The sequence below is a fragment of the Alteromonas ponticola genome, assembly GCF_012911815.1.
GTDB lineage: Bacteria > Pseudomonadota > Gammaproteobacteria > Enterobacterales > Alteromonadaceae > Alteromonas > Alteromonas ponticola.
On sequence record NZ_JAATNW010000004.1, the window covers coordinates 35,286 to 56,851 of the forward strand.

Consider the following 21,566-nt stretch of genomic DNA (forward strand, 5'->3'; position numbering starts at 1 on the left):
TGTTTGGATAGCAAGCCCTGTGTTTATTTCTCTTTTTTGCTTTGTTCAAGAGCCGCCAGGCGTGCTTCCATCAATTCAAGTTTCTCCCGGGTTCTGATCAATACCTGACTCTGCACATCGAACTCTTCGCGGGTGACCAAATCAAGCTTGGATAACTGAGATTGGAGTACGTGTTTAATTCTGCCTTCGGCTTCTTCGGCCATATTTCGCACGCCTGGTGGAACAGCACCGGCAATCTGTTTAGCAAGTTCTTCGAGTTTTTTCGGATCCAGCATGGTTTTCCCTTATAATGCGCTTCGTAATCGTTGTACCTATTCTAATACCATCTTGACGACTTGCAATCAGAACCGTTAGCACAAGTCGCACTGGCAGCCAGAACACAGTAGGGAGTGATAAATAAAAAGTGATAACTGATAAGTGATAAGTCTAGTTCATGAAATTAAATGACGCTCAGCAATCTGCTGTTACGTACGTATCAGGCCCTTGTCTGGTTCTTGCGGGAGCAGGTAGCGGAAAAACCCGTGTAATTACCAATAAAATTGCTTATCTGGTAAGAGAATGTGATTTACCTGCGCGTTATATCGCAGCGGTTACCTTTACGAATAAAGCGGCGCGCGAGATGAAAGAGCGGGTGGCAGGAACTTTAGGCAAGCCGGAAGCCAGAGGTTTAAAGGTGTCCACTTTTCACACTATGGGTCTGAACATCATAAAAGCACATGTGAAAGAGCTTGGTTTAAAGCCGGGCTTTTCATTGTTTGATGATAAAGATTCTATGGCGCTGCTTAATGACTTAACTGCTGATACGATAGATGGAGACAAAGACCAGCTTAGCTTGTTACAAAGTTGTATTTCCAACTGGAAAAATGATCTGATGTTACCTGAAGCGCTGAACGCAAGCGCCACCAGTAGCGGAGAGAAACAATTCGCCCACGCTTACCAGCAATATCAAAACCACCTTAAAGCCTACAATGCACTGGATTTTGACGACCTGATTTTACTGCCGACGTTATTGTTACAACGAAATCAGCAGGTGCGTGAAAAATGGCAGCAAAAGATCCGCTATTTGCTGGTGGATGAGTATCAGGACACCAACACCAGTCAGTATGAACTGGTGAAGTTACTGGTGGGGGAGCGCGCACGATTTACAGTGGTAGGCGATGACGACCAGTCGATCTATTCCTGGCGGGGCGCTAAACCTCAGAACCTGAACCTGTTACAACAAGACTTTCCGCGCTTAAACGTGATCAAGTTGCAGCAAAATTACCGCTCTTCCGGGCGTATTTTGCATTCCGCCAATATCCTGATTCAGAACAACCCTCATTTGTTCGATAAGACACTATTTTCTGAACTCGATTATGGAGCGCCATTGCGGGTCTTGACGGCCAAAAACGAGGAGCACGAAGCAGAGCGGGTGGTGGCAGAGTTGCTTGCGCACAAGTTCATGCAACGTACCCGTTTTAAAGACTATGCAATCTTGTACCGGGGAAATCATCAGAGCCGCTTGTTCGAAAAGTTACTAATGAGTAACCGCATTCCATACAAAATAAGTGGCGGTATGTCGTTTTTTGGCCGGGCTGAAGTTAAAGACATCATGGCTTACCTGCGTTTGTTGGTTAATCAGGATGATGACAATGCATTGCTGCGTATAATCAATACGCCTAATCGAGGAATTGGCCGCGCCACCCTGGAAAAGCTGGGTAATTTCGCCAACAGTCTCGGTGTTTCAATTTTTTCCGCGGCCACCCACAGTGGCTTGAGTGGCGTATTGGGAGGCAAAGCTTATCAATCAGTAGCCGGGTTTGCCCGCTGGCTGGTGGAATTATCAGACAACGCCGCCCGAGGTGATACCAAAGAAGCCTTGCGTGTGATGATTAAGTCAATGGGCTACGAAGAGTGGTTGTATGAGCACAGTGCCAGCCCGAAGGCAGCAGAAATGGGGATGGCTAACATCAGTACCTTGTTTGGCTGGATTACCGGAATGATAGAGGGCAGTGAGCTAGAACCACCGATGTCACTGCCGGAAGTTGTAAATCGCTTGATCCTGCGAGATATGATGGAACGGGGTGAAGAAGAGGGCGATGCCGATCAGGTGCAATTAATGACCTTGCATGCCTCTAAAGGATTGGAATTCCCCATTGTGTTTCTGGTCGGTATGGAAGAAGGCTTGTTGCCTCACCAAAGCAGTATTGATGAAGACAACGTGGAAGAAGAACGCAGACTTGCCTACGTGGGCATTACTCGTGCGCAACGTGAACTGATCTTTTCTCACGCAAAAGAGCGTCGACAGTTTGGTGAAGTCATTTTTCCAGAGCCGAGCCGGTTTCTATACGAGTTGCCGCCAGATGACCTGGAGTGGGAAAATCAGAAGAAGAAGGTCAGTGCAGAAGAGCGTCAGCAAAAAGGCGCAACCAGTATTGCCAATCTACGCGACATGCTGGCAAAAAAATAAGAGCGCTTAACCAGCCAGCTTCTTGATAGGAAGCGGCTTGGCTTCACTAAGTACCTTACCCTGGCCAAAATGACACTCAATATCTGCTAAGGCATTAAGTTGGGAGGTTGAGTCCACGCCTTCGGCAATGACCTTGAATTTAAGGTGTTCTGATATGAGCATGACTGACTGGATAAGCTTCAGATTGCGCTGTGAACGTGGTAAGGATTTAACAAATCGATGATCAATCTTGATGTAATCAAACGGGTAGGCAAACAAGTAACTTAATGAGGCCAACCCGCTACCAAAATTATCCAGTACTAAGGTGATCCCCGCACGCTTCAATTTCTTAATCGACGGTAAAATGAATTGTGAGCGACGATTTAAATCATTCTCGTTAAATTCAAACACCAGCTGACTAGGTGAGACACCGGTATTTTCAACCACCGAAATAATTTTATTGACCAATGATGATTGCAATAAGTGATTGATAGAAATATTAACGGCAATCCGTTTTGGACGGTCAGTGTCGCCGTGCCAGGCATTAAGTAATTCACATGCTTTAGTTAACTGGAACATATCCAGATCCATGGTTAAACCACTTTGTTCTGCGACCTGACGGAATTGATCACGACTGACCGAACCCTGAATAGGGTGCTTCCAGCGTACATACATCTCGTGGTAAAGCGGCTGATCATCCCGGGTGTCAATCACAGGCTGCATGAAGCATTCCAGTGAACCGTCGCGCAATGCTTTACGGAACTCGTTCTCAAGTTCCAGTTCTTCCAGCAAACGTTCCCGCATGCTTTTATCGAACATTACAAAACGGCCACGGCCCAGCGATTTAGCCTGATACATTGCTGCGTCTGCATCGCGCAGTACCTCATCCGCAGTGCGGTAATAGCGCTCAAGATGCGCAATACCGATACTGGCACCGGAATACATTTCTTTCCCTTCCAGAGTAAATGGCTCTGAGACAGCTTCGATAATTCTGGAAGCGACTTCTTCAACGTCCGTTACTTCGTCAAAGTTGTCCAGCAGTATTACAAATTCATCGCCACCCAAACGGGCCAGCAGGTCGTGGCCCCGAATACATAACGAGATTCGGCGCGCTACCTCGACTAAAAACTCATCACCGGCGTGATGGCCTAAGGTATCGTTAATCACCTTAAAGCGGTCGAGATCGATAAATAACACCGCGAACAGGTTTTCTGAATAGCGCTGTTTGTTAGCAATGGCCAATTCAAGGCGGCTGGTAAACATAGCGCGATTGGGCAAATCGGTGAGCGAGTCGTGATGCGCATCGTGAATAAGCTTTAACTCAATTTCCTTACGCTCTTCAATTTGCTGTTTTAAAATTTGGTTGGCTTGATCAAGTTCGACGGTACGCGCTTGTACTCTGTCTTCGAGCAACTGATTGTACCGTTGAATAGCTTCGGTGCTGCGCTTACGTTCCATTGCAACAGCAATATGGTGAGATACAAAGCGTAATAGTTCTAAATCTTTAGCCGTGTATTTAGCGTGTTTACCGTAGGTTTGTACGGCGATAACACCTGAAATTTCACCTTCAACCACCAGTGGCGAGCCTAACCAGGAGTTCGCGCTTTGCAACATTGACTGTGCTACCGACACATCGATTTCACCTGATTCAGCCAACTCTAACACCCGCGGTGGGTTTATCAGCTCTGCCTGACCCGTACGCAGGACAAATTCGGTTAAGCCCATGCCTAACGGGCGTCGATCGGCGCTTTCACTAAGGATGTCACTAAAATAAGGAAAATCGAGCGACTTTTTCGTCTCGTCTAATATCGCAATAAAGCAGTTGGGCGCACTGATCAAGCGAGCCAGGATTTCATGCAGACTGGCATAGAAAATATCCATGTCGCCTTCCAGCGCAGCAGCCAGCTCAGAGATTTCAAATAAAGCTTGTTGGAGTGATTCAACTTTTTGGCGTTCAAGAATTTCTTCTTGTAAATCATCGTTAATTTTACGTAACTGGCGAGTACGCTCACGGATCGTCCGTTCCGTTAATTCACGGCTTTTAACCCTGTCAACGGTAGTGACAATGTGTTGTGAAACGAATAGCAATACTTCCAGGTCTTCATCATTATAGGTGACCGACTTATCGTAGGTTTGCACGACCATCGCACCGATGACCTGCGTACCGCGTTTAAGTGGCACACCCAAAAACTGATGCGGTAACGCGCCAACCAGTTTCACCCCGGTTTCATCTTCAAACGCCTGCGTGTTTTTATCGTCAAGAAATACATGTTTGCCACTGCGCAAAATGTAACCGGTGATGCCATCCATCAACTGATCAGCGGGAACCTGTTGAATTGTCTGCTCGTCATACTCATCAACGAAATAGGCGAAATTGATAACATTGGCATCCCGCTCGTAAAACGCCACAAAAAAGTTATCGGCGTTCATAAAATCGCCAATAATTTCATGGATCGCAGGGTACAAGCGGCTAAGGTTGCTAACTGAGCTAGCAAGTTCTGATATGTCAAACAACGCTTTTTGCACTCGCTCAGCGCGTTTATATTTGTCGGTAAGTTGTTGAAGCTGAGGAATGAGTTCCCTTAACTCCTCTTCAGACAACTCGTGCTTTGACTCCGATGACATCTTGCCAGCCAATTCTAATGAAGATAGAGAGATTCAGGACGTAAATTAACCGATTTCAGATAAAAACGCCACTATTGTTAGTGGCGTTAATATAATGAAATTTGGTTAAATTCCTTCAATCATGTACTCAATTGCAGCTTTAATTTCATCATCACTACAATTGCCGCATGCACCGCGAGGAGGCATGGCATTAATACCATCCAGGGCATTTTGCCAAATACCATCAAGGCCGCGTTCATCCAAGCGAGGCTGCCACTCTGCAGCAACCTGCAACTTAGGCGCGCCTAGCACACCTGCACCATGGCAAGCCATACATGCCTGATTGTAGACCTCTTCACCCGATTTCACACCACCACCGGCGGCAGCTGTTTCTGCCTCAACTCCGGCAACATACACAGAGCCTGCGGGCTTGATACGTTCTTTGATTGCTTCTTCGCTCATGTCCTGAGCCTGAACGGTGAAAACAGCAACGACTGCTGTCAAAATACCTAACCACGTTTTCAATTTCACATCTGTCTCCAGGCAATTGAATTTATTTCTTATCAACTACCAAGTTTATAACGGTTAATCCTTCGCCTACAACTGTTTAGAAGCAAATACTTATAAAAAGAAGGGATTAATTATATTTCATCACTACGCAACACCCGTTAACAAAATTAGTTGAACCCTAGGTGAAGCATCAGTATCATTACGCCCGCTTTGACCTGTCAGCAGAATTGCAGACAGGTCAGAAACACGTTTTACACAATACGCACCCGTAGCTCAGCTGGGTGAGTACCGGTCGCCGATAGGCGATGAGGGGTGACTTAACGTCACGCTTCAAGGCACGCAACGCCGCAACAGGACGTTGCGGCAGGAATGGCCCACCATGGATGGGTCAGAAACACGTTTTACACAATACGCACCCGTAGCTCAGCTGGATAGAGCGTTGCCCTCCGGAGGCAAAGGTCATAGGTTCGAATCCTATCGGGTGCGCCATCTACAAAAATACCGACTTTCTGTCGGTTTTTTTATGCCTGATTTGCTCCTTCTAATTTAAACAACTTTTTCAAAAAACAGGCTATTTATACTCAATTTTAATTCTGAGAAGAGCTAAATATTTTTTTTAATTCATCTTGTCAGGTGGGTTTGCTATGAGCGAATTGAGGTTTTAATTGTCTTTGGTCTTCTTAAATTGAAGAACATAAAAAGGGGCACCAGCAAAACGAACACAAGCTCAGGTGTTGACGCCTCAAAGCCTGGGTTTTGAAAAAGGGTGGCGAGACAAATAAGCCATAAGGGAATGGCAAGAAGCGTAGTCCAAAACAGCAGATTTTTAATTTTTAGTCCCATAACGCGGTTTCCTGAATATTCGCGACATTACCTTGCCAGTTAAATATGAACACTTGATGACACTGTCACTCGCTTTGATTGCGAGTGACAGTTTGATAGTGCGCATGATGACTGAACACGATTTCAACCTCGATACGCGTATACCGCTTGAGCCATTTCTTTTAAGGAAACCTGATATCCACGCATTTTTAACGGGTCATCACAGCACTTGATCAAACTTAGCTCACCGGCGGCGTTTTGCGTTACCATGTCACCGGTTCGGTAAATCAACCCTTGCGCAATGCTAGGGTCGATAAAAAAGTCGTCACTGGCGGTATTGAGGTATCCCAGTGCCACGCTGGGTCCGGAAACATACAACTCACCCGGGAAGCCCTGCATGACGGGTCGTCGGTTGGAGTCGAGAATGTGTAACTGAGTTTCACCAATCGGTTTACCAATCGGATAAGGCGCAGTGATATCAGTTTCTTTTGTCATTGAATGACAGCACGTGAAGGTAGTATTTTCTGTCGGGCCATAACCGGTAATAAGGCTTAGTAAGGGGAACTCCTCCAGTACTTTTTTAACCAACTCAGGCTGCATCTCGCCGCCCGCGATGAGCACGCGAATAGTGCGCAACATATCGAGATGGTTTTTTGCGACCAGATGAAATAGCGTTGCTGTAAACCAGCAAACACTGACTTCATTCTCTATGATTACTTTGGCGAGTAAATTACGGTTGATGCCTCGGCCCGGATAAAGTACCAGCTTACCGCCGTTTAACCATGCACCCCAGATTTCAAACGTTGAGGCATCATGAGATAGCGGGGCAAACTGGAGCAAGGTGTCCTCTGCATCAAGCTCGATATATTTTGAGTGTTTTACCAAATGAACAACGGCACGATGAGGCACCATTACCGCTTTGGGACTTCCTGTACTAGTGCGTGTAAACATCACATAAGCGCGTCGCTCGGGAGAAGTGGGCACGGATGGGTTTTCTTCACTGTAACCGACGAATAGTTCGCCGTCACTGGTACTGATATATTCTCGCTCGTTGAATGATTTATCGACTACATTGACCGGCCATTGCTGATCAATAATTGAATATTTGATGTTGGCATGTTCCAACCATTCGTGGGTACGTGATTCTGATAATGACGCGTCAAGAGGCAGATATGCCGCGCCGGCCTTAAGCACCGCCAGTATTGCAACGGCCTGTTCGGTTGAACGCATCATTGCCAGCGCAACCACATCTCCGGGGCTAACGCCGCGCTCGATCATTATGTGTGCTAAAAAATTTGCGCGACAATTTAATTCAAAGTAGGTCAATTTGCTGTTGCCAAATACGCATGCAATCTTATCGGGTGTTGTCTTGGCAAAATGTTCAAACCACTCGTGAATGCCAATAAATTTTTTGGAGTTATGCATTTCAAATTTCCCTCAAAACTTAGTGCGATGCGAGAACTCAGATGCAAGTTTCGCTTACCACAACAACACTATTGAAGATTTCTGCAAATAAGTTCGTTGACAAATCCTCCGTAATTCCTTGATTGGAAATATCTAATGCTTTCAATTGGATAGGGCTCTTTTTTCATGTTTTTTGTAACCTTGATACTGGGCTGTTAATGGGCCAGTGAGAGTTATTCTGCGCAATTTTTATGCTGGTTTACACATGATAGCTGGAAGACTCACTATGCCTTTGATGAGAGCATCGTTTTCTTCTGGAGCAAGACAAAAACCCGTCGCAAAGTGGGGTTTGAAATTAGCCAATAAAATAAGCCAATAAAAAAAGCCAATAAAAAAAGCCTAATCAAAAGGGGGTAATTAGGCATCCAATGGGAGCACATCAGAGAACTGATTTAAAAAAAAAGGGGGATTGCTGCCATTAAAAAAGCGGTTGAGCGAACCGTTTAAAAATTGGTGAAGCACTTAAGCAGTGCTTCACCAAATGTAAGTGAGTGAGTGCTTGATTGATTTGCTTCGTTTTACTGAAACTTCGAAGAACAAAGAGGGAATTCTCTGCAAGGCATATCTGAGCCCATTGTAGAGCCAGGTTTAGGCTTTTTGTCTGCAGATGTTCCAGACTCATTCGCAACAGCATTAACAGTTGCTAAAGAGATAGTTGCACAAAAACCTAATACCAAAATTTTACGTAGATTTTTCATAATTAATTTCCTTCATTGAATTGTATATTCTGCTGTTGCTGAAGAAAACAATGCATGAAATTGAAACTAATGTAATGTGAAATTAGCTTTAAAATTCCTTGTTTTTTCTGAGCTCGATAATTTCGGTGTTTCCTGAGCTTGACTGTTCTAGATAACAAGTATTTGTAGCATTATAACAAGAGAGATTTTTTGAGCGATTGTCTAAATCTGCTTTCCATAACTCTCGACTTTCCTTAAACGAATAAAAATGAACCGAACTATCTGCAATATAAATAAGGTAGTTTTTGGTTATATGCCAAAATTGAGTTGCCTTAAAATCATTGAGATTTACAATTAGCTCCTCGGTCTTAGAAACCAAGTTATATTCCCACAAACCCGTTTCTCGAAGTTTAGTGAAATAAAGTTTATTTCCTAATGACTTAACTGAAAAACCTCGCAGTAGATATTCGTGCGTACCTGCCTCAATATCGTATCTGTAAATAGACCATATTTCTTCTTCCTCGAGTGCATAAAGCAGTTGGTGTCCATCAGAGGAAAGTGTAAAATTTTTGATACTTCCAGAACTTTCAGAAAGATAGGTCAGCTTTTGAGTGTCTAAGTCTAAACTGAATAGCCTATGATTAACTAATCCTATTAAACGCTCATAAGCTGGCGCATATACAATCTCAGTTATCCTGTTTGGTTCATTAAAGGAAGAAATTTGGGATAACCCCATTTCGTTCTGCAACCAAATTTGATTTTTTCCAGTCCTGTCAGAAATAAAATAGATACCGTTTTTAGTTGCTACAGGCGCTTGGTCTTTATAAGGAGTATCAATGAATGGAGTGGGCATCGTTGTGGGGTCTTCAGAGATGGGAAAACTCCATATTGTGTAATCAAGAATATCTCCTCTACTTGCGAAAATGCGATTACTCCGAACTACGGGATAATTAAGTAACCTTTCATTACTAATAATCGACTTTTCTACATTGGCTGAGAGGTCAAATTCAACTAAACGTTTTTCAGAATCAACATACAGCAACGTGTTATGATCTTTCCAACCGACCCCTAAGATCAAGTAGGGAAGTGATTGAACTTTGGCTATTTCTTCCGAATCCAGCTCCAGCACCATAATATTAGAGCTCTTCCACAGATGGTTACGGACAATCGCTAATTTTTCTCCATCTGGCGAGAGTGAAAACGAATAATCGCCACGGCCAGATGTTGCAGGTGATGTAATCTGTCGTTCGAATCCGGTTTCCAGGTTTAGCTTTATAATTTTCAGGGGATCGGCCAATGACTTTGAGCGACTGAAGAAAACATTGTTACCGTCAGCAGAGAAGGTTGTAGTGGTCCATATTCTGGACAACCCACAACTGCTCAAGTACTCATCCGTATCCGTGGTGAATCCACTTTCACTGAATTCAATTGTTCTGACCTGACATTCCTCGTCCGTGCTTTTTATAAACACAATTTTATTCGACACCGGTGAAAAGCTCGGTGAATATACACTCTCATCACTTATTGCGTCGTAGTAAAAAACTTTGTTGGACAGCAGGTTCTTCAAGATGATTGTTTTGGGAGTCGACAGTGAGTTCTGGTGGGCATAGACCATCCATTCACCGGAAACACTGACGTCAAATTCTAATTCCAGGCCTGGTTCATAAGTATAAATATGTAAGTTATCATAAAGACTTTCGGCCGGAGGTTTGGGTTGTTGACTCTGGCTGAACCAGAATACCGCTATCAGCACCATCATAAAGAGCAATGCGCCAGCAGCTAACCAAGGCCACTTTTTCGCTGTCTGCAAGACACCAGGCTTTGGTTGCGAAGAAGGAAGATTATCAATTTTATCTGATGCCGGAGGCTGATTCGTTGTGAGTGTTGTATCCTCTTTCACAACAACCTGGGGCTGTGCTGCGCTCAGGCTTGCCGCATCAGGCTTCTCAGGGTTTTTTAATAAGGTGATCTGCTGCGGTGATAGCTCAAGGAACTCCACGCTGCCGACAAAACAATAGCCCCTCTTAGGCACCGTCTTAATATAGGTGGGTCCATTCTTGCGACAATTTATTAATTTTCTAAGTTCTGCAATGACAGAAGATATTGTGCTGGAGTCGCGGTGCTCAGTTTTCCATACTTTAAGCAGAAGTTCATCATAGCTGATGGTTTCGCCAGCATGCAGGATGAGTGCTTCCAGACAGCGGGCCAGTCGCGTCTGAATGACTACCACTTTGCCATCCAGATATATAAGCTCCTGATTTTTTATACAGAAATACCAATCAGTGCTTCGCACAACCTGCATGCAACATCCTTAATACTTTACAAACAAATGTGGAAGGGAACGCTTCTTTTACTAAAGGGAACACCGCTGATACTCGAATTCTGTTTATTTTACTTTTTACTTGGTAATAGTCGCTAATCTATTTATACCATAAACGCTAACTTATGTACCTACGTAAGAGGCGATCAAGCCATGTTTTGGGTGAAACGCAAGTGTGACAAGATAAACCGATAGTTCAATCAAACATTTATATTTTTTACGTTAACGATTTGTGAAATGAGCATAAGAGAGTTGCAAATTTCTTACACGCAGATTCAGCCTGATAGGTACATGATAATACAATTAAAATACTAAATGTGTGTTTTTTTTAACCGCTAATTTACTCATGACTGACTTGAAAAAGTAACTTGTTGGAGCCTGTTTTCCAGGTTTCATCGGCTGTGCGAAAAAGGTGTGAGAATATTACTCATCAGTTTGCAATTTTTATAATTAGTTATGGAACTGCATGCCATTATTGCTGGCGCGAAGTGCTATTGCGTAGTTTGCTTTTTATACGATACACGTCTTTCTGATGTATCCGTAAAGCGTTGATAGCCTCCCAGACCAGCTATCCTTGGCAGTTGTCCAGCAACTAACTTTTAGTATTTTCCTTACATAAATTTCATTTTCCCAGTCCGGTAGGTGGCATGCCAGGTGCTAGTAGTTCGAAAGTCGAAAACACTTTGGTTTTTCGGAACACAACAGGGATTCTACAACTATGAAAAAATTAAGCATGATAGCTGTTGCAACAGCATTAACAGCTAGTACATCAGCTTTCGCTGATCCAATGATTATTCAAGAGTGGTCTTTCATCAACGAAGCTGGCTTCTCAAGCTTCACAGCCACTAATAAACCTGCGAATGCGGTTAATTCACCGACTCTTTCAGGTGACAGCGCAAATGGCGGTGCTTCTATTCTGGCGGGTGGTTCGTTACCAGATAATCTTTGCTGGGGTGATCCTGCAAGCGGAAGTGGTGGTGAGCAAAGCTGTTTGAGTATCAGCTCGCCGGCAAGCAACAACACTACCCAAACCTGGGATGAAAATGGTGTGATGCAAGATCTTAACGGTGGCGCTCCACAAGGCAACGCTATGACAGTGGGCATTGGTGAAGATTATACCAGCGCGCTGAAGCAGGGCACGGCACTTCGCCATGATAATTTCCCGATTACTGGTCAGTATCTTGATACAGTAACGATTAAAGATGCGTTGCAGCTAACTGCAGTAACGCCTAGCGGCACGGTCGTCGATGCGCCAGAGTTGAGCTTCCTGGTTGATTTCTGGGAAACACCCAATGCGGGTCTTGATGGAGATGGTACTTGTCCATTCGGTCCATCAGCTTTCACCGCTGACTCAGTGAACGCGCGTGGGTGCTCTGATTTATTTGAAATAATCGATTTCAATAGCAACATGGGCAACGGCATGAAAGTCATTGGCCAGGGTGCAGACTATATCGATTTTGCGGTGAAGTTCAAAGTAACAGGTGTTGATGCATCTATGTATCATACCGATTATGAGCTAATTACGCGCTTAAGTGGTTTGGACGTTGCGTTTGACGATGGACGTGGTTTTGCGACCCGTGAGAATGGCGTAAATATCCTAAATGCACAATTCGCAATTCGTGCAGTTGACGCTCCTGAGCCATCAACGCTAGCTGTTTTTGCAATGAGTTTATTAGGCCTAGCAGGCTTCTCACGCAGAAAAGCTAAAAAATAACATCCCGATCGTGAGTTTGTTCTGATAAAGCCGCCCTCGAGGCGGCTTTTATTTACGTACCATTGGGGCACCAAACCTCGACTGCCAAAGTTCTCCCTACAACAGATATCAATTCTTAGTACACAGACTCTCTTAAACTGTCAGCTTACTTTACACTTGTCAATATATTCACTTTCTCGCAAGAGATAATGTCTATATAATTCAACGCCTTGCTTCTATGGCATGCATTCTGCTTATGTTAATCTAGGCGAGTTAAATTTTTGTAATAATTTCAGGTTAGTAGGTAGTAAGAAGTATGAAATCAATTAAAGCAATTGCAGCAGCAATCGTCGTTTCTACCAGTGCGTCGGTTTATGCAGATCCAATGATAATCCAAGAATGGTCGTTCATCAACGAAGCCGGTTTTGCTAATTTTACAGCGACAAACAAACCTGCGAATGCCACCAATGAGCCAACCTTATCAGGTGACAGCGCCGATGGCGGTACGTCAATTCTTTCTGGTGGCTCTCTGCCAGATAACCTATGTTGGGGTGACCCGGTTGGTAACTCAACTCAACAAAGCTGTCTTAGCATTAATTCTCAGGTCACTAGCGAATCTACGCAATCGTGGAACGAGAATGGTGTTTTTGAAGATATCAATGATGGTGCACCTCAAGGCAACGTGCAAACTGTTGCAATCGACGGTGATTACACTGGTGCCTTTAAACAGGGTACAGCGATACGTCATGAGAACTTCCCAATCACTGGTCAGTTTCTTGATACCGTAACCATTCAGGATGGCTTGCGTTTACAAGCTACTATGCCTGAAGGTCTTCAGGTTAATGCTCCTGAACTGTCTTTCCTGGTTGATTTCTGGGAAACGCCAAACCGTGGTGTAGAAGGTGATGGAACATGCCCATTCGGCCCTACTGCAGGTACTCCCGGTTCTGTAAATGAAAAAGGTTGTTCCGACTTGTTTCAGGTGATTGGATTTGAAGGCGGCGCCAGTGGTTTAAATATACTTGCTGCCGGCCCGGATTTCATTGATTTCTCGGTTAAGTTTAAAGTTACGGGCGTAGATGCAAGCATGTACCACAGAGATTACGAGCTTATCACCCGTTTAAGTGGTCTTGATGTTGCGTTTGATGGCCTTGGTTTTGCTACCAGTGAAAGAGGCGTTAACGTGTTGAATGCTGAGTTCGCAGTGCGCGCAATCGACGCACCAGAACCATCAACTCTGGCTATCTTCGCTGCAAGTCTACTAGCTCTTTCTGGCTTCACACGCAGAAAAGCCAAGTAATATAGTTAAGTAAGATTCTGAAGGCCGCTCACATGAGCGGCCTTTTTGTTTTAAACGTTGAATTAATACTCATTCGTTTAGATAAATAATTAGATGTCGCCTGCCTCGCTCATACCCACTGTTAAAATTTAATTACCATTGTGCAGACTCAAGCAGACGTCAACTGTGATCGTGGCCTAGGTTCAAATGGTAATAATATTAACGCAATAATGCGTGCTCACACCATGCTGTGAATTGAAACCGACAAACGAAATACATCGTTAGCTAATTTCGCCAAAGATGAAGATAGCGTAACCTGGCGGTAGAAAAGTGGCTGATTTTGTTTGTTTAACTACACTTAATTTTTACGCTTAACATGAGGAGTAATTATGATCGGTAAGTCTTATCTGGTAGTTGCAAATCGAAGTGAAGCAAAGATATTTCAGATCAGAAATAATGCCACTGAACTGGAGCCTGTCACCGTGCTTAATAATCGCGACGGGCGTAAATCGGACAGCGATATCGTCACAGATCGGCCCGGGTCAATTTCTGCTCCTAGTGCTCAGGTTCCTGGCGTCGATACTATGAGTCGGAAGGATGCTGCCGAGCATGAGGCCGACGAATTTTCAGCGTCAGTAGTGGATTGGCTGGATAAAAAACGCTGCTCTGAAAAAATTTATCATATTGATTTCATTGCAGAGCCTGCTTTTCTCGGCAAAATTCGCAAAAAAATGAATGATCAGCTTGAGAAAATTGTGGGGACTACCGTTACTAAGGATGTCCTTCACGCTGACGAATCGACTTGGTTAAATTATCTAAAAGAAGCCGACAGTCCATCTGCCTCCCTTCGCGCTCACTAACCCGTACTGGTGCGCTTCAAGTTAGCGCACCAGTAAAAATAATAACATTGTTTTCTGTATAGGTTGGTAATGTCCTCTAAGGTGAGTTTCAGGAGGACGACACTATGCAACTATCTTACTTGTGTCCAAAACACGGAAACTGGAATTATAATAATCCTCAACACACAATTCACCTTCTTCATCGTGACGAATTGCAGGGTGTAATACTGTTTGACGAATGGCACTTTACCGAATCCATCCCATATCTTGGATGCGCGTTTGATATTGCGGCGATACTGTTATAGTTGGAAGAAAATGACAATTCTCAGTTAATTGATAAAATTCATTCGCTAAATTGTTTATTGGCGCAGGCTTATGAAGTACTCGAACGCTTCGATTACCAGCAGGCTATAGCTACACGCACAAGAAGACTGCTACAGGCGGTTACGTCAATAGGTGTCGCTCACGATTTGACCATGGAAGCTCTGGTTTCAGCCAGTCCGCGTCTGCGCAGTTAGACATCATTCATGACTTGTAAAGCGCGTGGGCAGGGGCACGTTACAGGTCTCTAAGACAGGGATTGGTTTTCCGGGTGACAATCAACATTCCATATCAGAGTTTGATTGCACTCTCTTGCATTGGCGAGTAGCCAAATGCATCAAGCCTGACTGAGTGCCCGCTATCGATGCTAATTATTTTTCCAGAAACGCCTGCTCGACAACAAAGTGGCCCTGCATTCTTGACGTTGCTTTACTGAACCCCTTTGACACCAGCATATCGCTCAAATCAGTTAACATCGCATCATTACCACACAACATAAACCGGTCGGTTTCCGGGTTCAGAGCAGGTTGGCCGATGGAATCGGTCAGATCTCCGGAATCCAGCAATGTGGTAATGCGTCCTTTATGCAGTCTGGGCGCACTTCGCTCTGGGTCAGAGGAGAACAGATAATCTTCACGGGTGACGGTAGGGTAATAAATCAGCTTCTGCGAAACTTCCTCACCAAAGTAGGGGTTGTTAGGGAGCTGTTCAAGCAGTTCATCTTGGTAGGTAAGTTCTGACACCCAGCGGGTACCATGAACCAGAATAATTTTTTCATACTGTTCGTAAATCAGCGGGTCACGCACAACACTCATAAACGGTGCCAGCCCTGTTCCAGTAGCAAGTAAATATAAACGCTTGCCGGGCAGTAAATGGCCGGGAACCAAAGTTCCTGCGGGTCTGACCGAGTGCATGACACTGCATCCCGGTTTGATATGCTGAAGCCTGGAGGTCAGTGCACCGTCAGGTACTTTGATGCTGAAAAATTCAAGCTCATCTGCATAATTGGCACTGGCGATACTGTAGGCGCGCAGTAGGGGGCGTCCATCAACTTCTAATCCAATCATCACAAACTGTCCGCTTTCAAATCGAAACGAAGGTTCGCGCTTAGTTTTAAAGCTAAATAATGTATCGTTCCAGTGATGTACTTCAGTAACGGTTGCACTGGTCAGGTTTCTCATTGCATAACTCCAAATTTCTTCACTAAATCAGCGCATGTAAAATCAACTGATCTGTTCGCTATGTTTTCACGCATGTATTAAATCAGACGCTAACTATACAGCAAATTGTTTGATAATGATAACAATTATCAATATCATCACCGCTCTGTCAAAGTATGGACGTCAACATGAAAAATTCTCCTATCTCTGCGCAAAACGACGCCGAAGAGAGTCGACATTGGTTGATTAACAAGCGGTTTTGTTTGCCTATAGCCCTGGTTATCTTGCTGTGGCTGCCATCCAGTCGCGAAGTAACACTGCAGGTATTAGCAGATGCATACTTTCAGGTTGCTGTTTTCGTTTACGTATCATTGGCACTTTACTATATGGTGACGCTGCGTATCGCTCCGGAGCGGATAAAACGGTTTATGCATGAGCGACCAATATTCGAAGTAGGTGTGGCAGCAATGTTAGGTGCACTTCCGGGATGTGGGGGGGCAATAATTGTTGTTACCCAGTACACCAAAGGGGTCAGCAGTTTCGGGGCGGTAGTTGCGGTATTAACCAGCACCATGGGGGATGCGGCATTTTTACTGCTTACCCAGTCGCCTGTTGATGGTCTCACAGTGATGTTAATTGGTGTCGTTATCGGCACCTTAACAGGGTGGGTGGTAAATCGCTTGCATAACTATCAGCCCGCACTCACTTCACAAAATCAGCAGCCCGGTTTTGCTGATGAAACCTGTCACAAAGGAAGTGTTTTTCATAATAAAATCAGCAGTATATCAACCCATTTTTGGACGCTAGTATGGCTGCCATCATTAATTCTCGCAGTACTTATGGCGTTTCAAGTGGACGTAGCCGCCTTACTGAATATAAAGCCCTCTTCTCTCGCGCTCATTGGCGCTTCACTGGCGTTGAGTTGTGCCATATTGTGGTCGTTAACCAGTTCTGGCGCTGCTTACTGCGAGATTATGAGTGAAGAGAAGGTAAACCCGCCCGTTCATTGGTACAAAAAGGCGGCACTGGACACTCAATTTGTACTGGCCTGGGTAGTGGTGGCTTTTTTATGTTTTGAACTGGCATTGCTGTGGCTGGAGCTCGATTTGGTTTCTGTATTCAACTCACTAGGGGGTTGGGTCGTAGCAATGGCTGTAGTGATCGGCTTTGTGCCTGGCTGTGGGCCCCAAATTGTTGTCACCACTTTATATTTAAACGGTGCGCTTCCGTTCTCCGCACAATTGGGGAATGCTATCAGCAATGATGGTGATGCGCTGTTTCCGGCCATTGCACTTGCACCTAAGGCAGCTTTACTGGCCACTCTTTATTCCGCTATACCGGCCTTTGTTGTAGGGTACGGCTACTACCTTTTGTTTGAAATTTAATCCCCGTTTACGCCCCACATCATCACACGTAAAACATCGTATTAAGCAGAATATCGAACCTGGAGATGATGGTACAGGGTTGCTTGATAGATAATGCAAATAATAATAATTATCATTTGAAAAGTGATGCCCGTTATATATAATGTTCCCGCTTTAAACACACAAACTCTAGAGAACACTATGACCATGCAAAAGATTTTTGCGTTATCGCCCATTGTGTTGGCGTTAAACTTACATGCTCAATCAGCAAGCTCTGCGACCAATGATACAAGTAAAGTAAATGAGGATGATGTGGAAGTTATTCGCATCGTCGAGAGCCGCATTCAGCGTATAAGCACTGGCGCTACGGGGTTGGGGCTGGACAGTTATGATACCCCACAATCTGTGTCTATCGTCGAAGATGATACGATCGCTAATTATCAGTTAAACGATATTAATAACCTGTTCAGACACGTCACCGGCATCAACATTGACCGCACTGAAACGGATCGCACCTACTTTAACTCGCGCGGTTTCGATATCACCAGCATGCATGTCGATGGGTCTGGTGTTCCTTTCGGCAATATTTTCGTCGGTGACATGGATACCGCCATTTATGAACGAGTAGAATTCATCAGGGGCTCCAATGGCCTGATCACAGGGCTGGGTAACCCCTCGGGGACGGTTAACTATGTGCGCAAACGTCCAAAGAACGAATCTGCAGGCAACATCGACTTAACCTATGGCCGTTGGTCTAACATGCGTGCGGTGGCTGATGTTTCGACGCCGCTGACAGAGTCTGGCTCCTGGGCCGCACGCGCAGTGGTGGTGCATCAGGATAAGGGCAGCTGGTTGAATCTATATGGCAATACCCGCAACGTCTTCTACGGGGTTGTTGATGGTCAGCTGGGTGACGCGGTCACCTTAACATTTGGTTATTCGCATCACGACAACAATGCTGAGGGCAACACGTGGGGTGCGGTTCCGCAAATATACGCTGACGGCACTCAGGCAGATTTTCCTGTATCGACCACCACAGCAATGAATTGGACGTATTGGGATACATTAAATCGCAATGCCTTTGCCGAAGTAAGCTGGTTTATCAATGACAACCTTAACTTTACCAGCAAACTAAACCACATCAATTACGAAGATCAGTCCGAGTTGTTTTACACCTATTGGAGCACAGGACTCGATCGGGAAACCGGTTTGGGCCTGCTCGGCTACCCGGGCAAGTTTTCAGCCGAAGATGAGACGCTTATCTGGGATAATACATTGCAAGGAAATTTCCGCGCCTGGGGCAAAGAGCATACCTTTATAGTGGGCATCAGCCTGGCGGATTCTGACACCAGTGATCTTGACTCTGCTGCATTAAGTGGCTTCGATGTGATGCCCGCATTTCCTGGCTGGACAGGTAACGAAGTAAGCCGGCCAGAGTGGGCTGCACCGATTGAAGCGGGCTTCTCTGTCGTTCAGTTGAACCGCTATTATGGAGCGATGCAGCTAGCGGTTACTGATCGTCTTGATCTGGTTCTGGGCGGCAGCTTTATTGACTATGAAAACGAAGGTGAGTCATGGGGCGCATCTACCTCTACCACTGAAGACGGCACCAGTCCTTATCTTGGCTTTACCTATGAAGCAATCGATAACGTGAATTTCTATGGAAGTTATAGCGACATCTATCAGCCACAATATTACCTGAACGAAGATTTGCAACCACTGGGTTCGGCTGAAGGACGCAGTTACGAAGTGGGGGTGAAAACTCGCTTTGACAATAACTTCCTGGTGAGCTTCGCCTTGTTCAGAACAGAACAGGAAAACCTGTATGAATTTCTTGGCTATGACGATGGCGACGGCGTCGATGACGAAGATTACTCTGATGATTTCACCTATGCGTTATATCGCGGGGTTACAGTGGCATCGAATGGCTTTGAAGTGGAGGTTTCGGGACCGTTAAATGATGAATGGTCTGTTCTGGGTGGCCTGACAGTGCTGAACATGAGAGACGAAGACGGGGGCGATGCGAGAACGCATATTCCGCGTAAAACGTTCAAGTTATTAGCCGACTATGCACCGCAATGGAACGAAGACGTAAACGCCGGTGTGTCAGTTCGCTGGCAAAGTGAGGTGTATGCCGATACTGCGTTTGGGCGCATTGAGCAAGACAGCTACGGCTTGGTTGGCGGTTATATAAGTTACGCCTTTCATGAGCAGTTATCATTAAGTTTAAATGTCGATAATATATTTGACGAAGAGTATTTAGGTTCACTCCTGCTAGAGCAGACATTCGCTGGTTCGCCAACCGATTATAGCGTGACATTACGCTGGAATTTCTAGTTGTCACCTGGACATAGGCATCCGCAATGAACCAGCGGATGCCGTGTTTTTAAAAACATGGTCGTTGGTTAGTTACAACGATTTGTACTAACAGGCTTATGCATTGCCAATTTGGCGTGGTGAAGAAGCTCACCGATCGATCACGGGCAGATAACAAGCTACTACCCTGCTGAAAATCTATTACACAATGGTATTTAATGTAAGTAAATGTTGAGTTGCGCTCGATTTCCCCGCTAGCCCGCAGTATATTAAGTAAACGTAATATGGTGAGGATTAGGCAATATGAACAATACAGGGATTTTGCTGCTGGCCATTTCTCTCCTCTTTTCATCGTTTACTGCGTCCGCCAGGGAAAACATCGTGGTGCCTACACTGCTTGAAGGTGCTACCGATCAATACGACTATTTTGTTGAATTGTTATCGCTTTTTGTAGAAAAAAGTGAACCGAAGTTCGGTGAGGCTCAAATTGTGAAAACGGCGATCCCCATGAACCGATTACGCCAATTGCGGGCATTGGAACATGACGAGATTCATGTGGTATGGAGCATTACCAATAAAGAAAGAGAACAGAATTACCGGCCGGTATACTTTCCATTAACCGGCGGCCTGTTTGGCTATCGGGTGTTTCTCGTTGCACAAAACAGTTCTACGCTGACCAGGAAACTCAGGTTAACTCAACTACAGAAAATGCTGACTATTCAAAGTATCGAGTGGCCAGATTACCGCACGCTGGCACTGAACAACTTTAATGTGCATGATGCCGATTACGCCTCCAGTTTTGGCATTGTGGAAAGAGGTTTGGCTGACTTATATCCGCGTTCTATTACCGAGGTGTTTTCTGAGGCAGAGATGCACCCCAACCTGGTGATTGATCCCCATCACGCCATATTCTATCCAAGCTTCATGTATTTTTTTGTGAGAAAAGACAACAAGGCACTGGTGAGACGTCTGCAGTACGGGGCGAAAAAAGCGTTCAAAGACGGCGACGTTTATCGCTTATTATCTTCTAAGCCTTTTTACCAGCAAGCGGTGCAATTGATGAAAAATAAAACCTTATTCACGCTTGATAATCCGCTCACCCAACGCTCTGACAAAGTGAAGCAGCATGCCTTTGTTCAACAGGTTCGCAGGGATTTTTTCGAAGAGCCAATAAATTCGAAAATTAGCGTGGAGTAATTTATTTTTGTTCTCATTGCCGGGTGGCGGGGTTTCAGTGGAAACACTGCAGTGTAAATCAAACGCAAAGCAGGCTATACTTTCCTTGCGTTTTAATCAGTTGGGCTAATAAAGTGTTTCGTAATACCTGCCTTTTTCTATTATTGTTAGCTGTCAGTCTTCAGGCATTGGCACAGCAATATAGCGTGCATGGTGTTCATCACAGCCACGACAGTTTAATCACAGAGCAGACGCCCAACCAAAACGACCATTCGCAGACTCGCCCCCACGACATGAGCGAGCACGATAGCCACTGTGGGCAAGCGAAAGTGGCTGAAGTCATGGAAGAGGCGAATTGTTGCGAAGAAGAATGTACGTGTACTATTCAAATTTGCACAAATATTTCGCAATTTATTGTACATACCGCGTTTCTTCCAGCTCATGCGAAAAGCTCTGAGGCCTATCGTTTTACCAATGCGGCCACGCGCACCCTCCCTTCTGCGCTCTTTCGTCCTCCAATAAGCTAACCATTCGTTTTATCTAATTTAACAGACGAAGAAACGAGCGTTTTTCGTCGCTTTGTTTTGATTGCA

17 protein-coding genes and 1 tRNA gene are annotated in these 21,566 nt (G+C 44.9%); 11 read left to right on the plus strand and 7 right to left on the minus strand.

The window, feature by feature from the left end:
- Positions 1-23: 23 nt before the first annotated feature.
- The gene (ubiK, locus tag HCJ96_RS07335; protein WP_169210400.1) at positions 24-275 is read right to left on the minus strand and encodes a ubiquinone biosynthesis accessory factor UbiK; all 252 of its coding nucleotides are present in this window, start codon (positions 273-275) and stop codon (positions 24-26) included.
- 158 nt (positions 276-433) lie between these two features.
- On the opposite strand from ubiK, the gene rep reads away from it, so the two are divergent.
- Positions 434-2,449, plus strand: coding sequence for a DNA helicase Rep (gene rep / locus HCJ96_RS07340; RefSeq protein WP_169210401.1), 2,016 nt, complete (start codon positions 434-436; stop codon positions 2,447-2,449).
- A 6-nt stretch (positions 2,450-2,455) separates the two neighbouring features.
- Here the strand turns inward: rep and HCJ96_RS07345 are convergent, their stop codons facing one another.
- Entirely contained in the window at positions 2,456-5,053 is a 2,598-nt protein-coding gene (locus HCJ96_RS07345) for a sensor domain-containing diguanylate cyclase (RefSeq protein WP_169210402.1), read from the minus strand.
- Positions 5,054-5,158: 105 nt separating this feature from the next.
- Positions 5,159-5,563 carry a c-type cytochrome gene (locus HCJ96_RS07350; RefSeq protein WP_169210403.1) on the minus strand — a complete coding sequence of 135 codons (405 nt, stop codon included), beginning with the start codon at positions 5,561-5,563 and terminating at the stop codon, positions 5,159-5,161.
- A 391-nt stretch (positions 5,564-5,954) separates the two neighbouring features.
- Between HCJ96_RS07350 and HCJ96_RS07355 the strand changes: the two genes are divergently transcribed.
- Positions 5,955-6,031: transfer RNA gene (locus tag HCJ96_RS07355), tRNA-Arg, on the plus strand.
- A gap of 477 nt (positions 6,032-6,508) precedes the next feature.
- Here the strand turns inward: HCJ96_RS07355 and HCJ96_RS07360 are convergent.
- The 3 genes from HCJ96_RS07360 to HCJ96_RS07370 form a co-directional block, all read right to left on the minus strand.
- Positions 6,509-7,789 (minus strand): AMP-binding protein, encoded by a 1,281-nt coding sequence (locus tag HCJ96_RS07360; RefSeq protein WP_169210404.1) that lies wholly within the window; start codon positions 7,787-7,789, stop codon positions 6,509-6,511.
- Between the two features lie 557 nt (positions 7,790-8,346).
- Positions 8,347-8,526, minus strand: a complete 180-nt coding sequence (locus HCJ96_RS07365) for a hypothetical protein (protein ID WP_169210405.1) — start codon at positions 8,524-8,526, stop codon at positions 8,347-8,349.
- A gap of 88 nt (positions 8,527-8,614) precedes the next feature.
- Positions 8,615-10,807: a winged helix-turn-helix domain-containing protein gene (locus HCJ96_RS07370; protein WP_169210406.1), complete on the minus strand. Its 2,193-nt coding sequence runs from the start codon at positions 10,805-10,807 to the stop codon at positions 8,615-8,617.
- A gap of 736 nt (positions 10,808-11,543) precedes the next feature.
- On the opposite strand from HCJ96_RS07370, the gene HCJ96_RS07375 reads away from it, so the two are divergent.
- The 5 genes from HCJ96_RS07375 (at position 11,544) to HCJ96_RS07395 (ending at position 15,154) form a co-directional block, all read left to right on the plus strand.
- Entirely contained in the window at positions 11,544-12,539 is a 996-nt protein-coding gene (locus tag HCJ96_RS07375) for a THxN family PEP-CTERM protein (protein ID WP_169210407.1), read from the plus strand.
- 295 nt (positions 12,540-12,834) lie between these two features.
- Positions 12,835-13,818: a THxN family PEP-CTERM protein gene (locus tag HCJ96_RS07380; protein WP_169210408.1), complete on the plus strand. Its 984-nt coding sequence runs from the start codon at positions 12,835-12,837 to the stop codon at positions 13,816-13,818.
- A 368-nt stretch (positions 13,819-14,186) separates the two neighbouring features.
- On the plus strand, positions 14,187-14,657 hold the full coding sequence (locus tag HCJ96_RS07385; protein ID WP_169210409.1) for a host attachment protein: 471 nt from the start codon (positions 14,187-14,189) through the stop codon (positions 14,655-14,657).
- A gap of 104 nt (positions 14,658-14,761) precedes the next feature.
- Entirely contained in the window at positions 14,762-14,941 is a 180-nt protein-coding gene (locus tag HCJ96_RS07390) for a hypothetical protein (RefSeq protein ID WP_169210410.1), read from the plus strand.
- A complete protein-coding gene (locus HCJ96_RS07395; RefSeq protein ID WP_169210411.1) occupies positions 14,942-15,154 on the plus strand; it encodes a hypothetical protein in 213 nt (70 codons plus the stop codon).
- Positions 15,155-15,328: 174 nt separating this feature from the next.
- On the opposite strand, the gene HCJ96_RS07400 is transcribed toward HCJ96_RS07395, so the two are convergent.
- The gene (locus HCJ96_RS07400) at positions 15,329-16,138 is read right to left on the minus strand and encodes a ferredoxin--NADP reductase (protein ID WP_169210412.1); all 810 of its coding nucleotides are present in this window, start codon (positions 16,136-16,138) and stop codon (positions 15,329-15,331) included.
- 167 nt (positions 16,139-16,305) lie between these two features.
- On the opposite strand from HCJ96_RS07400, the gene HCJ96_RS07405 reads away from it, so the two are divergent.
- From HCJ96_RS07405 to HCJ96_RS07420, 4 genes are all read left to right on the plus strand, one after another.
- Positions 16,306-17,502, plus strand: a complete 1,197-nt coding sequence (locus tag HCJ96_RS07405) for a putative manganese transporter (RefSeq protein WP_211162739.1) — start codon at positions 16,306-16,308, stop codon at positions 17,500-17,502.
- A gap of 180 nt (positions 17,503-17,682) precedes the next feature.
- Positions 17,683-19,818 (plus strand): TonB-dependent siderophore receptor, encoded by a 2,136-nt coding sequence (locus HCJ96_RS07410; RefSeq protein ID WP_169210414.1) that lies wholly within the window; start codon positions 17,683-17,685, stop codon positions 19,816-19,818.
- A gap of 282 nt (positions 19,819-20,100) precedes the next feature.
- Positions 20,101-20,994: a hypothetical protein gene (locus tag HCJ96_RS07415; RefSeq protein ID WP_169210415.1), complete on the plus strand. Its 894-nt coding sequence runs from the start codon at positions 20,101-20,103 to the stop codon at positions 20,992-20,994.
- Between the two features lie 113 nt (positions 20,995-21,107).
- A complete protein-coding gene (locus HCJ96_RS07420) occupies positions 21,108-21,500 on the plus strand; it encodes a hypothetical protein (RefSeq protein WP_169210416.1) in 393 nt (130 codons plus the stop codon).
- Positions 21,501-21,566: the final 66 nt, after the last annotated feature.